Raw genomic sequence first — 14,010 nt, forward strand, 5'->3', positions numbered from 1 at the left:
TGAAGGAGACGGCCCATGCCCGTGATCGGTCAATTCACCCGCGAGGACGATGGCTTCATCGGCCACCTGACGACGCTGTCATTGCCTCAGGACATCATCATCGTCGCGGCCGAACCATCCGATGCAGAGAACGCGCCCGATTTCCGCGTCCATGTGCTCGACACCGTGAGCAACGAGACCGGAGCGGAGATCGACGCCGGCTGGAAGCGGACCGGCGAGAAGGCGGGCGACTACGTCTCGCTGCAGCTCGACGATCCACCTTCGAACATCCGATCCGTGCAAACCTCTTCCAGTCAGGCGACGACAAGTCCGCCTGGGGTCTGCATTGGAAACGCCCGCCAAAGCGCGGCGAGCGGGACTGAACGATGCCCGCCGCGCGCCATCAGCCTGCCGCCGGAGGGAGGATCGCCCTCCGACGTGCAGGACTCCTTCTCCTTTCTGGCCTGATCCACGCCACACCTGGGGCAAACCCAGCCGGCGCACAGCCGATCGGCCTTCGCGCAGCGATCCCTATGGCGCTTACATCGCCGAGGCGGCGCAGTGGTTCGGCGTCCCCGAAGCCGGGATTCGCGCCGGCATGCCCGTCGAAAGCGCCGGCTGCGTGAGCGTCATCTCGTCGGCAGGCGCGATGGGCCTGATGCAGATCATGCCCGCCACATGGGCCGAACTGCGGGTTCGTCATCGGCTCGGCGGCAACCCATACGATCCGCGCGAGAGCATTCTGGCGGGCGCCGCGTATCTGCGCGAAATGCACGATCGCTACGGATCGCCCGGCTTCCTGGTGGCCTACAACGCCGGTCCGGGTCGTTACGAAGAGTATCTCGCCGGTCGCCCATAGCCGGCCGAAACGCGCGCCTATGTCGCGACGCTCGCCCCGATTGTCGGCGGCGGTGAACTCGCCGGCCCCGTCGTGGCCGCGGCCACCGATCCGCTAGCCTGGACGCGGGCGCCGCTCTTCGTCGTGCAGTCGTCTGGCAGTGGACCTGCCGCGCCCGTGCAGTCCGAAAGCGCGCCCGGTGACATCACGGCGGCTGCACCGGAGCGCGATCAAGGCCCGGTGGCTTCGCCCACCGATGGCTTTTTCGTCGCGCGCAATGTCCCCGGCGGCCCCGATGACCGCGTTCGCACTCGTTCGCATGGTGGCGTGGTCTGGCGGGCTCATGGCGGTCAGGAGAGGTGGAGCAGGCAGCACAACCGCACGATGGCAGGATAAAAGCGCACACATTGCGCGGCGGGCGGGGTATTGTTTTTCCTATTTATTTGACAAATATCGACGCATTGCGTCGCCTGACAGCAATGTGCGGGCTTCACGGCGATCTTGTTGGTTGAACGATTAGGCACACATTGTCATCGTCTGATGTCCGCCTGATGATCATTACCCCTGGGTTTTGGATCGCGGGGCCTGCCACTTCTGGATCGTGGCCGAGAGAAGGGCTTCTCGGCAGAAACGCCGCCCCTGATCGAGGCGAGTCGCCTCTCCACAACGTGCCTGCACTGACCGCCGATGCCCCGTACGAGCTTCGCGCGCATGTTGGTGAAGTTCTGCCAGCAGCGTGCACCGACCGTCCTGTCGCCCCGTGACGCCGACCGGTTCCGGAACTGGCTGTTCGATCTCCTCGCCGCGCTCATGCCGCCGCCCCTGACGGAGCGCGATTATGACTGGCATGCGATCGCTCACGCCTGTGATGTGGATCATGCCGATTTGCAGCGTGCCGGCTCCGTGCTTGCGCCTGGCCTTGATGCCTTACGTCGTGAGTTGGCGCGCCGCGGCCATGTCACGGTGAAGCGTTCCGCGGCGCGCCGCACACCGCCCAGCTCCGAGCGGGGTACGCTTCATCGCGGTGCTGACCAGCAGGAAGCTGTGCCGCGCCGACGCGGCCCTCGGGCAAAGCCGATCGTCGAGTTCCCCGAGAGCGACGGTCGGCCCTGGACGGACCCGCCCTCATTCGCCGATGCGCTCGATCTTCACATGCGCCGCCATGGCGACAGAGCGAAGCATCTCGCCCGCGCCCTTGAAGCGAGCGCGGCCCAGGTAGATGCCACTGCGCTGAATATGAGGCGCCCCGGCGTGAAGGTGCCGCGCGCCTCGCAAAGCCTCGCGGCGCTACCGTCTGCCGCCCGGCTACTTCCGATCGAAGCTGCCGAATGGAGATTGCTGCACATCAGCGGGGACCATTGCCGGCATCAGTCGCGTGGAGAGACGACGACTCGCCTAGCACCTGCCGCATGATTTTGATCGGCGCGTTGAAGGAGCGGGAGGAGAACCTTGAGTGGGTACAGCGCGTGGTGATCTCGGGAACGACCGACTATCGGCGCTTCCAGGCCGCCGCCATGAGGTAGCGCTACTCGATCCGGTTTCCCGGCCTGCTTGATCAGTCCTCGCGGCCGCGCGGGCTCTATCGGTTTTGCCGAGAGGAGGATGGATCGCTACCGGACCCGACCTTGCGAGTGCGGCGCTCGATGCGCCGCCCCGGCTGGCCGAGGAGATGGCCGATCTCGTCCGGTTCAAGACGGCGACGTTGACGGCCTTCGGCTATCGGCGCAATGGCGTATGGGGTGAGGAGACGGCGTCGCAGAAGGTCGAGCATCTCGGCCTGATGTTCGGCGCGCTGGCCGCGTCACCCAGCGGCGCGGTCCACGGCTTCGGGGTGCCGCTGGAGAATCTGAGCTTCAGTCTGCTGGTCTTCCCGATCGTGTGGGACTGGTCCATCCAATGGCGCGAGCGTCGGCGCGGCTTCAGCACCGCATGGGAAGTCGACATGCTACGCATCGCTGTCGCGCTCACCCGGTCGGAGACCGGTTGGCTACGGCAGAATACGCAGCCAGTGGAGCGCATCCGCCCAATTTCCAATCTGATCACCGAGCGCGATGGTGCTGCGGCCCCGCGTACGTCAAAATTTACCTATCCTCACATCCGATTTCTGCGCCAGACCCCGAATTTGCCACACGCCACTCGGAAGGGGCTTCTGGCATCGGCACCTATCGTTCTCAATCGCCTGCGACAGCCGCGAAGGAGATTGAGCATGGGCCAGAGTGAGACTTTGGAAATCAGGAAGACCATCAGGCGGCACCAGTTGCGCGAGATGGTGCCTCTGGCCGACAGCACGATTTACGAGATGGAACAGCGCGGCGAATTTCCACGCCGTTTCGCGCTATCACCGCGCTGCATCGTCTGGGATCTCGCCGAGGTCCAGGCGTGGTTGCTGGCGCGGCGCGCGAAGCCTATCCATCGCGCACAACATCCCGACGTCACCAAGCGCAAGTCCCACCCGGTCAAAGGGCAGGATCGAGCGCGATAGACGGCATGACTGTCGGCAGCAGCGTCGGAACATACTTCCGGCCGTCGATCCAGGCGTCCACGGTATCCGCCCACTCCTGCATCATATGCCGGCGCTGCACCTCATACTCGGCCTTGTTGTAGACGCCGCGCGATGAACGTCCGTCCTCATGCGCCAGGCACTTTTCGATCCAGTCGCTGTTAAAGCCCAGCTCATTCAGCAGCGTCGAACCCGTGCGCCGCAGATCGTGGACGGTGAAAGGTTCCAACGGCAGCCCCTCCTTCTTGGCCTGTTCGACGACGGCGTAGGTGATACGGTTGAAGGTCGCGCGGGACATGGGGGCATCCGCGTCGTACCGAGATGGCAGCAAGTATCGGGAGTTGCCGGAGCAGGTCTTGAGCGCGATCATGATGTCCAATGTCTGTCGGCACAGGTAGACATTGTGCGGCTTCGACCGTTTCATGCGTTCCTTCGGGATCGTCCAGACGGCGTTGTCGAAATCGATCTCGTCCCACACTGCATCCTGCAACTCACTTTTCCGGACCATGGTGAGGAGGAAAAGTTTCATGCCGAGGCGGATTGTCGGTAGCGTCGCGACATGCTCGAGCTGTCTGAACATGATGCGGATCTCGGCGGGTGAAAGCGCGCGGTCCTTCGGGGTAAAGGTGGCGATCGAGGCCGGACCGACGTCATCGGCCGGATTGGCGACCTTCTCGCCGTGCAGAATGGCGAAACCGTAGATCTGCTTCAGAATATCCCGTACATGGATGGCGGTCGCAGGCGCACCCCGCTCGACGATCTTGCCGCAATGGGCGCGCAGGTCATCAGGTGTGATCTCTGTCAGAAGTCGGTTCCGCCAGACGGGCATGAGTTCGCGTTCGAAGATGGAGCGACGCATCGCACGCGTGCTGTCGGCCATCGTTGCGTTGGTCAGCCATTTCTCGCCGAATTGGCCGAAGCTCTTTGCTTCCTTGATCCGGCGCTTCTCCCGCTGCTTCTCGATGGCGGGAGACCGTCCCTCGGCGATCGCACGCCGCGCGTCGATGCATAGCTCGCGAGCCCTGGCGAGCGATATTCCGTCACGGGCATATCTGCCGAGATAGACAGTCTCCCGCCTGCCGTTCAGCCGATAGTCGAGCCTGAACGAGATAGCACCCGATGGCGCGACGCGCACATACATGCCGTCACGATCGGATACCTTGTACATTTTAGCTTTTTGTTTCAAGCACTTGAGTGCTGCATCGGTCAACATTTCGGGTCTCCTCGCGGAAAAGTACCGTCACGCGGTTTTTGGAGGCCGATGGCATGTAAAACGCTTATATTTCAGCGACTTATATCGAAAAAAGTACCGTCATGAGCCTCATTGCTCCTGACGGTACTTTCGTTTTTCCAGTTGATCAATGGGGGTGAGGCCCGTCAGCGAGGCCGTCGCACGCGATCTATGCCCACCGATAGAGGTCGATAGGCATAGGAGAAATTTATTTTTGCTTTCAGTGCGTTAGGTCGCATCGCGGCGTAGTTTCGGATACGCTCGGATGGGCCTGAATCATTCCCACTCAATCGTTCCCGGGGGCTTGCTCGTCACGTCATAGACCACCCGGTTGATGCCTTTTACTTCGTTGATGATGCGGGTCGCGGCGCGGCCGAGGAAATTCATGTCGAAGGGGTAGAAATCCGCGGTCATGCCGTCCACCGAGGTCACGGCGCGCAGGGCCAGGACGTGGTCATAGGTGCGGCCATCGCCCATCACGCCAACAGTGCGCACCGGCAGCAGAACGGCGAAAGCCTGCCAGATCACGTCGTAGAGGCCGGCGGCGCGGATTTCCTCCAGATAGATGGCATCGGCCTTGCGTAGGATTTCCAGCTTCTCCGGCGTGATCTCGCCGGGGCAGCGGATGGCGAGGCCCGGCCCCGGGAAGGGGTGGCGGCCGACGAAGCTCTCCGGCAGGCCGAGTTCACGGCCGAGCACGCGCACCTCGTCCTTAAACAGGTCGCGCAGCGGCTCCACCAGCTTCATGTTCATGCGCTCGGGCAGCCCGCCCACATTGTGGTGGCTCTTGATGGTCACCGAAGGCCCGCCGGTGAAGGATACGCTTTCGATCACGTCGGGATAAAGCGTGCCCTGGGCGAGGAAATCCGGCGCGCCCTTGCCGTCGGAGGCGATCTTCTTTGCCTCGGCGTCGAACACGTCGATGAACAGCTTGCCGATGGTCTTGCGCTTGGTCTCAGGATCGGTGACGCCCGCGAGTTCGCGCAGGAACAGATCGGCGACATCCACATGCACCAGGGGAATGTTGAACGTGTTGCGGAATAGGGAGACCACCTGCTCCGCCTCGCCCTGGCGCATCAGGCCATGGTCCACGAACACGCAGGTGAGCTGGTCGCCGATCGCCTCATGGATCAGCACCGCCGCGACCGCTGAATCCACCCCGCCGGAGAGGCCGCAGAGCACCCGCCGGTCGCCCACCTGGGCGCGGATCTTGGCGATGGCGCTGTCGCGGAAGGCGCCCATGGTCCAGTCGCCGGAGAGGCCGGCGATGCGGCGCACGAAATTGCGCAGCAGCTTCGCGCCGTCGGGCGTGTGTACCACCTCGGGGTGGAACTGCACGGCGTAGAACCGCCGGCTTTCATCGGCGATGGCGGCGAAGGGGGCGTTGTCGGAGGTAGCGATCACCTCGAAGCCCTCGGGCAGGGCGGTGACGCGGTCGCCGTGGCTCATCCACACCAGATAGCGCTGCGCTTCCTGCCACACCCCTTCGAACAGGGCGCTGGGCTTCTTCACCTCGACTTCGGCGCGGCCGAATTCGCGATGGTGGCCGCCCTCCACGGTGCCGCCGAGCTGGGCCGCCATGGCCTGTTCGCCATAGCAGATGCCGAGCACGGGAATGCCGGCCTCGAACACCTCCTGCGGCGCGCGCGGGCTCTCGCCCTCGATCACCGAGGCGGGACCGCCGGACAGGATGACGGCCTTGGGATTGAGCCGCTTCAGCGCCTCCTGAGCCTTCTGGAACGGCACCACCTCGGAATAGACGCCTTCCTCGCGCACGCGCCGTGCAATGAGCTGGGTCACCTGGCTGCCGAAGTCGATGATGAGGACGGTGTCTTGCATGGCGGCGCGGCTTTCCGGCGGGAGTGGCGAGGATTGCGCCCTCCTTTAACGGCAAAGTCGCGAATTGCCAAAGCGCGCGCCGCCTCGCGGTGCGCGGCTCACACATGCCGTGGACGCAGGGCCGCGCGCGTGGCGCCTTAGGACGGATCGACATTCACGGCTTGGTGCCGCGTCGAGGCGCCTGACGTTGGGTGCGCGTGATCGACTTCCTTTAATCGGTCGTCATGGCCGGGCGCGTCCCGGCCATCCACGCCGGGCCGAACGTGCAGGCCTTGAAGAGCCAGTGCCAGCGGTGCCGCGTGGATGCACGGGACAAGCCCGTGCATGACGACCGGTTAAAGAAAGACGATCGCACACACCCGACTCGAGGCAGCCAAAGTAGTGCTAGATCGAAGCCCAATGGCCTTCGCAGCCCTCGGGGGCCGCGGTGGCGGCTGTATGGCGCTTCTTCAGCTCGGTGCAGCCATAGGCGCGGGCTTCTTCCGGCAGATGGGAATTGATGGCGACGCCGATCTGGTCATAGGGCGAGGACGCGGCGAAGACATAATAGGCCCAATAGCCGCCGACGGCGAGAATGAGCACCACGAGCAGGCGGATGATAAACATGGCAATCTCCCGGGTCCGATTGGCGCGCGAGCGCAACCGCTGCGCTAAGGACGCTTCGGGGGAGGGGAAGGTTCCGTGCTAGGGGCAGGCGATCGGCATTCCAGATGCCCAGATCTGGAGCAGGCCCCCGGCGGGAAGAGTTTGTAAAGAGGCGACCTTGAAGCATTGTCCTCCGGCGAGGATGAAGTTTGTACGCCCCCAGGCGGCAGGTGCTGGGCGGGCGTTGACAGCTGTGGACGCTCGAATGACATCGCCAACCTTCAGTGAGGACGGGGTCTGGTTGTTCTGGAAGCTGAAATTGCTTTCATCATTACTGTATCCAACGGCCACCCACGACACGATAGGCTGCGGCGTGTGTGCGGATGTGGAAGGTTGAACCGGAGCCACCTGGGGCGCGTCAGCTGCCTTGCCCGCAAGTTCGAGGCTCTGCCTATAGCTGCTTGTGAGGGATTCGATCAGGGCGACGATAGATTCGCGGTCAGAGCAGACGTCCTTGACGATTGCGCTTGGTCGTTCGAAGTCCTCACTCGTCAACTTTCTTTCCTGATGGAGGGTGACTAGAAATTTTCCTTGTTCAACGCAATATCTTTTGTGCTCATTCCAGATGTTTATAGCTCCGAATGCGATGGTCCCTATGATGGCTACGATCAATAGTCCAAGCTTGTTTGTATTTTCCGCAAAAGTTGAGAATCGTCCCTTGGATTTATCTGCATTCGCAGTGCTGTCGTCGACCATTGCATTACCCCAATTAGCTCTCGGCTATTTTGGGGTAATGCAGGGAAAATTCAATCAAAGATTGTAAAAACCTCACCCCCGCTTCAACACGCTCACAAAAAAACCATCCGTCCCCGTCCGGCGCGGCGTCAGCAGCAGGCCTTCGGGGGTTTCCAGGGCGGCTGTGCGCAAAGCGAGGCCGGGGGCGCCCAGCGCTAGCACTGCTTCCACCGGCGGAACCACCGAGAAATCCGGGTGCTTCTCCAGCAGGGCGCGGATCTGGGCGCCGTTTTCCACATCCAGCAGCGAGCAGGTGACATAGGCAAGGCGGCCGCCGCTCTTCACATAGCGCGTGGCGGCTTCGAGGATTTTTGCCTGCTCGGCGGTGCGCTCGGCCAGCGCGCCGGGGCGCATGCGCCATTTCGCGTCTGGGTTGCGGCGCCAGGTGCCCGTGCCGGTGCAGGGTGCATCGACAAGGACCAGGTCCATCTGGCCGGCGAGGTCGGCGAGCACGTCGGCATCCCCGCGCGGCGCGCGGATCTGCACATTGCGCACCCCGGCGCGCGCAAGCCGCTCGTGGATCGGCTTCAGGCGGCGGATGTCGGAATCATGGGCATAGAGCTGGCCCTTATTGTCCATGAGGGCGGCGAATTCGAGCGTCTTGCCGCCGGCGCCGGCGCACAGGTCCAGCACCTGCGAACCGGGCAGGGGGCTCGCGAGGATGGCGGCGATCTGCGAGCCCTCGTCCTGCACCTCCACTTCGCCCTTCACGAACGCGCCCTCGGATGTGAGGGGCGGGGCCTTGCCCTCGGCGTCGAGAATGATGCGCAGCGACAGCGGCGACCATTGGCCCGGCTGGGGTGAAAGATGGGAGAGTTCGGCGAGCGCGGCGTCGGCCGTGGATTTCAGCGTGTTCACCCGCAGGTCCAGCGGGGCGCGGGAGGCGAGGGCGCGGCCTTCCTCCACCCGGTCCGCGCCGAACACCACGTTCAGATAGGGATCGAGCCATTGGGCGTAATCGCCTTTGACCCAGGGGGCGGCGGTCTCAAGACTCGGATTGGCGAGGCGCGCGGTTTCCTCTGCGCTCAACGGCGCGGGCGCGAAGCGGGCGCCGTCGCACAGGCGCGAAATGGCGTCCAGATCGAGCCCGCGCATCACCGCGAGCGTGCCGAGCACCAGGGCGCGCGGCGTGTCCGCGCCCATCACGTGCGCGGCCGAGGCGCGCCGGCGCAAGGTGTCGAACACGAGGCCGGAAATGGCGGCGCGATCGCCCGAGCCGGCGAAGCGGTGGGCGAGGCCCCATTCCTTGAGGCTGTCACCGGCGGGACGGCGCTTTGCGGCGATATCGCCGAGCACCTCGATGGCGGCGGACAGGCGGGCTGAGGGGATCAATTCAATCAGGTCCTTGGGGCAAGAAGGGGGGCAAGGGGGAAGGCACCGGCTTTCACCTGGGCCTCGAAATGATCGAGCGCGGCGGCGAGCCGCTCATCGATCACGTGCAGATATTCCGTCCAGTCTTCATAGCGGGACAATTCGGTGCGCCCGTCGCTGATGCCGCGCAGGCCCACCAGCGGCACGGCGAAGCGCTGCGCTGCGCGCAGGACTGCGAAGGTCTCCATGTCCACCATGTCGCAGGAAATGGCATCATAGGCCGCGCCGGAAATGATCGCGCCGCCGGTGGAGAGCGAGGCGGCCGCGATGCCGGGAATCTGGTGGGGAATTTCCACCAGGGCCGGCAGGTCGAGAAACGGCGTGCGCCCCTTCTCGAAACCCAGCGGGGACGCGTCCATGTCGCGATAGGCGAGGTGCGACACCTGATAGATGCCGGCATGCTCCAGCGCGCGGGCGCCGGCCGAGCCGAGCGTGAACACCAGGTCGGGCAAAGCGTCGGCGGCGGCGAGGTGGGCGAGGGCATGGGTGGTCGTCATCGCCGCCTCCACCGGCCCGACGCCGGTTATCAAGGGATCGATGCGCGCGCGCAGATGCGGCCCGTATTCCATCTGCGTCGCCATGACGAACAGGATGTCGAGATCGCCGACGGTGCGGACGTGGCGGGACGGGTCTTCCATCGCAAGGCAATCCAGGAAATGCGTGAGCCGCACTCCTCGGCTGGCGCGGCGATCCTGTCAATCACCCGGGCCTCACACATTGAGCAGGATCGCCAGCGCGAACAGCACCCACATGATGGCCAGCGCAATGGCGCCCACCGCATAAGCGGAGAAGCGGACGGACAGCGGGTTCGACGTGGTGAAGACGAAGGCATGGACGATGCGCGAGATCACGAACACCCAGGCGAGCACCACGAACACGATGTCCGCCTTGCGCGTGAACAGGGCCAGCACCGTGATCACATAGAACAAGACCGGCAGCTCGAACTGGTTCGAGAATGCATTGGCGAAGCGCTGGGCGCGCGGGGGATAGGTGCTCGTATCCTCGGCGGCGGCGGCACGGGAGACTTCGCCGCTGGAGAGGGCGCGCATGCGCACCGGCAGCAACGCGAACAGCAGCAGGAAGGTGAGGCCCACTTCCACGAACAGGGGCAGCAGGATCATGGCGACGGTCATGGATCGGCCTTTCACGTGCGTACGGCGGGGGGACGCTGGTTGCGCCTCCATTGCACCGCTCATGGTGAGGAACCTCGAGCACGGCGGCACGTTCCATCCTGGAACAGGAAACCCAGCCATGCCCGCCTTATCTTCTCCGGCCTCTTCGTCCCCGGCCCAGCCCTCGGGCGGACCCGACGCACGACAGGTGGAACGCGGCCGCGCCCCACGCCCGTTCTTCACGCGCTTGGCGCAGGAGGTGTCGCGCTATGCCGGCAAGCCCGCGACCTTCGTGTGCGCGGTCGCCATCATTCTCGTGTGGGGCGCGACCGGGCCGCTGTTCGGCTACAATGATACCTGGCAGCTGATCATCAACACCTCCACCACCATCGTCACCTTCCTGATGGTGTTCCTGATCCAGAACAGCCAGAACCGCGATACCGCAGCGCTCCAGATCAAGCTCGACGAATTGATCGCGCGCACCGAGGGCCCGCGCAACGCGCTGCTGGATCTGGAGGATTTGGACGAGGAGACGCTCGACAAGCTGCGGCTGGAATATGCGCTGCTGGCTGACCGCGCGCGGGAAGAGAGCAAGGCGCAGGGTGGCGCGGGCGATCCCGGAGCCGTCGCGCATGAGACCGCTCCGCTGGAAACCGCCGAGAAGGGCGCGGCCGGGGCCACGCCGGAGGCTGCTTCCTCGCCCGGTCCCTGCGACGGCGGCCGCAAGGTGGCTGCGGCGGATTGTCCTGATCTGCCGGGCCGCGCCGCCTGATCCTGCGCGTTTGCCGCGGCGCCAGGGGCGGCCGCCGGCGTAGCGGCCACCTAGCCCCGGATGCCGAGGCGCGCTAGGCAGGGGGCGGAACGCGCCGGACGAGGGGCGCGGGGAGATTGGGATCCATGCCGCTTTATTCCCTGGACGGGGCCGGCCCGGAATTGCCGCCCGCGGGCCGCTATTGGATCGCGCCCGACGCCACCCTGATCGGCCGTGTGATCGTTTCGGAAGAGGCGAGCGTCTGGTTCGGCACGGTGATCCGGGGCGATAACGAGGCGATCTTCATCGGCCCCGGCACGAACATCCAGGAAAACTGCGTGCTGCACACCGACCCCGGCTTTCCGCTGCATCTCGGCGCCGGCGTCACCGTCGGCCACATGGCGATCCTGCACGGCTGCACGGTGGGGGACGGCAGCCTCATCGGCATGGGCGCAACCGTGTTGAACGGCGCCCGGATCGGGCGCAATTCGTTGGTGGGCAGCAATGCCTTGGTGACCGAGGGCAAGGAATTTCCCGACAATTCGCTGATCGTCGGCGCGCCGGCACGGGTGGTGCGCGAATTGGATGAGGCTGCGATTGCCGCCCTCAAGGGCGCGGCGCAGCGCTATCAGGCCAATTGGAAGCGCTTTGCCGCCGGTCTCAAGCGGATCGACTGAGGCAAGGCGCAAGAGCCAGATCTGCCTCTATTCAATAAATTAGACGGCTATTCACCGCCATATGGAACCACCCAGTGGTTCTATATGCGCGGATCGCGCGCTCGCTAAGGGGAGGGGGCGGCTCAGCGCCCGCCGCCACCTACCACTGGGGGAGAGCGCGTGTCGCCAAGCGAAACCCACAGCGTGGGGTCGCCCTGCGACTGGCGCTTCACATAGCGATAGCCGGTGTCCTGCCAGGGCAGGATTTCATTTTCCTGATTGTCGAGGATCACGTCGCCCCGGTCGGTCACGACGGTCAGCACGGCGTGGCCGTCGCCTTCCTTGTCGCGCACCACGGTGATGAGCAGCACCGAGGCCGGCCAGCCGAGGTTGATCAGCGCGCGGCGCTTGGCCAGCACGTAATCCTCGCAATCGCCCTTGCCGTCGTCGGGATAGGCCCAGCGCTCCACTTCGCCATAATGGTCCATGTCCGTCACGGGAGCGATCGAGGTGTTGAAGCTGCGGTTCACTTGATCGAGCGTGGAGAGATGGGGCGCATCGAGCGGGACTTGCGGGATGAGATCGCCCTCGGCAACGCAGTCCACCTTGCTCTCGGCGCAGAAGCGCACATAGCCGATGGGCGCGGAGGTGCCCCCCACGGCCTGGAGGTGCGGCACGAGGACCGGCGACAGGCTCGCATGGCGCCGCTCACCGGCGACTGCGTTCCCGGCGCCCGCCATCAGCAGGGCCGCAAGCAGAAGCTTTTTCGCTAAGTGAAACTTCGCAAGATGAAACGGCATGGCACGCTGTCGCGAGGGGTTAACAACTTCATAATGCCTGAGGTTCGCCGCATTCGCGCCGTCAACCTTTCATTAACCTTAACGGGCGTTAACGACCTTGGCCAGGGGAAGGCTGCGGCGCGATGGACGCCCCTGCACACGCGCTTTTTCCTTGCTGCGGACACCGCGCCCCCTTATGTGCGGGGCGTGCTCAACCTCAGCGATCCACGCCGCGCGCCGCCCCGCGAGCCGGTGTTCAACATTCCAGGCGTCGTGGCGCTGCTGGCCCTGGTCATGGCGGCGATCGCGTTCGCGCGCGAATTCCTGCTGGACGAGCAGTCCAACGTCATGCTGCTCGCCTATTTCGCCTTCATCCCGGCGCGCTATGACGCCGCGTTCGCGCTGCCCGGCGGGCTCGGGGCGGATATCTGGACCTTCGTGAGCTATGCCTTCCTGCACGCCAATCTCGTGCATCTCGGCGTCAATCTCATCTGGATGCTGGCGTTCGCGACTCCGGTGGCGCGGCGCTTCGGCACGGCGCGCTTCCTGGCCTTCGTGGTGGTCACGGCGGCGGCCGGTGCGCTTGCGCACCTTGTCGCCTATCCCGACGCCATGGTGCCCATGATCGGCGCTTCGGCGGTGGTCTCCGGGGCCATGGCGGCGGCGGTGCGCTTTGCATTTTCGCCCGGCGGTGCGCTTGGCCGGCCGGTGCGCGGCGCCCCCGAGCATCCGCCCGCCGCCTCGTTGTTCGGTGCGTTCCGCGAGCCGCGGGTCCTCACCTTCGTGGCGGTCTGGGTGGTGGTGAACTTCCTGTTTGGTGCCGCCATTACGCTGCCCGGCACGGAAGGGGCGGAAGTGGCCTGGCAGGCGCACATGGGTGGCTTTTTCGCGGGCCTGCTGCTGTTCCCGCTGTTTGATCCCATTCCCCGCGCGGCGGTGCCTTCACACCCTCCGCGCTGAGGCCCATGCTGAAATACCAGTCAAACGTCCGCGCGCGCCATCATGCGGGGTTGCGGATCGCGCCATCGCGGATGATCATTCCTTCAAGGCAATACCGGTGAGCGTCAATAACGCCGGATCCGCCTCTCACTAGGGAATGGAGGTCAGCCATGACCGTAGGCATTATTCTTCAACGCAAGACATCGGGTCTCGTCACCATCTCGCCGGAGGCCTCGCTGACGCAAGCGGTGCAGAGCCTGTCGCAGAATCGCATTGGCGCCATCGTCGCGACCGGGCCGGACGGGAACCTCGAAGGCATTCTGTCCGAGCGCGACGTGGTGCGCATCCTCGGCGAGCGCGGGCCGGATGTGCTGTCGCAGCCGGTCTCCTCCGTGATGACGCGCGCGGTGGTGACCTGCACCGCCGACGAGACCGTCCCCGCCATCATGGAACGCATGACGCGCGGGCGCTTCCGCCACGTTCCGGTGGTGTCGGGCAGCAAGCTGGTGGGCATCATCTCGATCGGCGACGTGGTGAAATATCGCGTCGAGGAGATGGAGCGCGAGAGCGCGGAACTGCGCGACTACATCATGACCGCCTGAGGCGACAAAGGTCGGGGCGGGGGCGCCCAGACC

15 protein-coding genes and 1 pseudogene are annotated in these 14,010 nt (G+C 64.8%); 8 read left to right on the forward strand and 8 right to left on the reverse strand.

Annotated elements, in window-relative coordinates; translation table 11 throughout:
* Positions 1 to 15: 15 nt before the first annotated feature.
* The 4 genes and pseudogenes from V5G24_RS05720 (at position 16) to V5G24_RS05735 (ending at position 3,299) form a co-directional block, all read left to right on the forward strand.
* Positions 16 to 362: pseudogene (locus V5G24_RS05720) on the forward strand (DUF736 domain-containing protein).
* Between the two features lie 215 nt (positions 363 to 577).
* Complete coding sequence (locus V5G24_RS05725) at positions 578 to 838, forward strand: lytic transglycosylase domain-containing protein (RefSeq protein WP_394085940.1); 261 nt, start codon at positions 578 to 580, stop codon at positions 836 to 838.
* Between the two features lie 690 nt (positions 839 to 1,528).
* A complete protein-coding gene (locus V5G24_RS05730) occupies positions 1,529 to 2,230 on the forward strand; it encodes a hypothetical protein (RefSeq protein WP_394085941.1) in 702 nt (233 codons plus the stop codon).
* Positions 2,231 to 3,023: 793 nt separating this feature from the next.
* Positions 3,024 to 3,299: a helix-turn-helix transcriptional regulator gene (locus tag V5G24_RS05735; RefSeq protein ID WP_394085978.1), complete on the forward strand. Its 276-nt coding sequence runs from the start codon at positions 3,024 to 3,026 to the stop codon at positions 3,297 to 3,299.
* On the opposite strand, the gene V5G24_RS05740 is transcribed toward V5G24_RS05735, so the two are convergent.
* From V5G24_RS05740 to V5G24_RS05770, 7 genes are all read right to left on the reverse strand, one after another.
* Positions 3,274 to 4,530, reverse strand: a complete 1,257-nt coding sequence (locus tag V5G24_RS05740) for a tyrosine-type recombinase/integrase (RefSeq protein WP_394085942.1) — start codon at positions 4,528 to 4,530, stop codon at positions 3,274 to 3,276. The two genes, V5G24_RS05735 and V5G24_RS05740, sit on opposite strands and share 26 nt — an antisense overlap.
* A 294-nt stretch (positions 4,531 to 4,824) precedes the next feature.
* Positions 4,825 to 6,387, reverse strand: a complete 1,563-nt coding sequence (gene guaA / locus V5G24_RS05745; RefSeq protein ID WP_394085943.1) for a glutamine-hydrolyzing GMP synthase — start codon at positions 6,385 to 6,387, stop codon at positions 4,825 to 4,827.
* 384 nt (positions 6,388 to 6,771) lie between these two features.
* The gene (locus tag V5G24_RS05750) at positions 6,772 to 6,993 is read right to left on the reverse strand and encodes a hypothetical protein (protein ID WP_394085944.1); all 222 of its coding nucleotides are present in this window, start codon (positions 6,991 to 6,993) and stop codon (positions 6,772 to 6,774) included.
* Positions 6,994 to 7,071: 78 nt separating this feature from the next.
* Entirely contained in the window at positions 7,072 to 7,728 is a 657-nt protein-coding gene (locus tag V5G24_RS05755) for a hypothetical protein (protein WP_394085945.1), read from the reverse strand.
* Positions 7,729 to 7,800: 72 nt separating this feature from the next.
* Positions 7,801 to 9,099 (reverse strand): RsmB/NOP family class I SAM-dependent RNA methyltransferase, encoded by a 1,299-nt coding sequence (locus V5G24_RS05760; protein WP_394085946.1) that lies wholly within the window; start codon positions 9,097 to 9,099, stop codon positions 7,801 to 7,803.
* Between the two features lie 5 nt (positions 9,100 to 9,104).
* On the reverse strand, positions 9,105 to 9,776 hold the full coding sequence (locus V5G24_RS05765; RefSeq protein ID WP_394085947.1) for a 5'-methylthioadenosine/S-adenosylhomocysteine nucleosidase: 672 nt from the start codon (positions 9,774 to 9,776) through the stop codon (positions 9,105 to 9,107).
* Between the two features lie 72 nt (positions 9,777 to 9,848).
* The gene (locus V5G24_RS05770) at positions 9,849 to 10,193 is read right to left on the reverse strand and encodes an MAPEG family protein (protein WP_394085979.1); all 345 of its coding nucleotides are present in this window, start codon (positions 10,191 to 10,193) and stop codon (positions 9,849 to 9,851) included.
* A 196-nt stretch (positions 10,194 to 10,389) separates the two neighbouring features.
* On the opposite strand from V5G24_RS05770, the gene V5G24_RS05775 reads away from it, so the two are divergent.
* The gene (locus V5G24_RS05775; protein WP_394085980.1) at positions 10,390 to 11,022 is read left to right on the forward strand and encodes a low affinity iron permease family protein; all 633 of its coding nucleotides are present in this window, start codon (positions 10,390 to 10,392) and stop codon (positions 11,020 to 11,022) included.
* Positions 11,023 to 11,147: 125 nt separating this feature from the next.
* Positions 11,148 to 11,678 carry a gamma carbonic anhydrase family protein gene (locus tag V5G24_RS05780; protein ID WP_394085949.1) on the forward strand — a complete coding sequence of 177 codons (531 nt, stop codon included), beginning with the start codon at positions 11,148 to 11,150 and terminating at the stop codon, positions 11,676 to 11,678.
* Positions 11,679 to 11,800: 122 nt separating this feature from the next.
* Here the strand turns inward: V5G24_RS05780 and V5G24_RS05785 are convergent, their stop codons facing one another.
* Positions 11,801 to 12,457 (reverse strand): transglutaminase-like cysteine peptidase, encoded by a 657-nt coding sequence (locus tag V5G24_RS05785; protein WP_394085950.1) that lies wholly within the window; start codon positions 12,455 to 12,457, stop codon positions 11,801 to 11,803.
* A 186-nt stretch (positions 12,458 to 12,643) separates the two neighbouring features.
* On the opposite strand from V5G24_RS05785, the gene V5G24_RS05790 reads away from it, so the two are divergent.
* Positions 12,644 to 13,396, forward strand: coding sequence for a rhomboid family intramembrane serine protease (locus V5G24_RS05790; RefSeq protein WP_394085951.1), 753 nt, complete (start codon positions 12,644 to 12,646; stop codon positions 13,394 to 13,396).
* 149 nt (positions 13,397 to 13,545) lie between these two features.
* The gene (locus tag V5G24_RS05795; protein WP_394085953.1) at positions 13,546 to 13,977 is read left to right on the forward strand and encodes a CBS domain-containing protein; all 432 of its coding nucleotides are present in this window, start codon (positions 13,546 to 13,548) and stop codon (positions 13,975 to 13,977) included.
* Positions 13,978 to 14,010 lie beyond the last annotated feature (33 nt).

Origin of the sequence: Roseixanthobacter finlandensis, from assembly GCF_043195105.2 — a bacterium.
Classification (GTDB): domain Bacteria; phylum Pseudomonadota; class Alphaproteobacteria; order Rhizobiales; family Xanthobacteraceae; genus NCEH01.

Excerpts from the sequence above, each read along its gene's own strand:
- V5G24_RS05755 (WP_394085945.1), bottom strand. The coding sequence starts at position 7,728 with ATGGTCGACGACAGCACTGCGAATGCAGATAAATCCAAGGGACGATTC.
- V5G24_RS05750 (WP_394085944.1), bottom strand. The coding sequence starts at position 6,993 with ATGTTTATCATCCGCCTGCTCGTGGTGCTCATTCTCGCCGTCGGCGGC.
- V5G24_RS05740 (WP_394085942.1), bottom strand. The coding sequence starts at position 4,530 with ATGTTGACCGATGCAGCACTCAAGTGCTTGAAACAAAAAGCTAAAATG.
- V5G24_RS05730 (WP_394085941.1), top strand. The coding sequence starts at position 1,529 with ATGTTGGTGAAGTTCTGCCAGCAGCGTGCACCGACCGTCCTGTCGCCC.
- V5G24_RS05795 (WP_394085953.1), top strand. The coding sequence starts at position 13,546 with ATGACCGTAGGCATTATTCTTCAACGCAAGACATCGGGTCTCGTCACC.
- V5G24_RS05765 (WP_394085947.1), bottom strand. The coding sequence starts at position 9,776 with ATGGAAGACCCGTCCCGCCACGTCCGCACCGTCGGCGATCTCGACATC.
- V5G24_RS05775 (WP_394085980.1), top strand. The coding sequence starts at position 10,390 with ATGCCCGCCTTATCTTCTCCGGCCTCTTCGTCCCCGGCCCAGCCCTCG.
- V5G24_RS05735 (WP_394085978.1), top strand. The coding sequence starts at position 3,024 with ATGGGCCAGAGTGAGACTTTGGAAATCAGGAAGACCATCAGGCGGCAC.
- V5G24_RS05780 (WP_394085949.1), top strand. The coding sequence starts at position 11,148 with ATGCCGCTTTATTCCCTGGACGGGGCCGGCCCGGAATTGCCGCCCGCG.
- V5G24_RS05725 (WP_394085940.1), top strand. The coding sequence starts at position 578 with ATGCCCGTCGAAAGCGCCGGCTGCGTGAGCGTCATCTCGTCGGCAGGC.
- V5G24_RS05785 (WP_394085950.1), bottom strand. The coding sequence starts at position 12,457 with ATGCCGTTTCATCTTGCGAAGTTTCACTTAGCGAAAAAGCTTCTGCTT.
- guaA (WP_394085943.1), bottom strand. The coding sequence starts at position 6,387 with ATGCAAGACACCGTCCTCATCATCGACTTCGGCAGCCAGGTGACCCAG.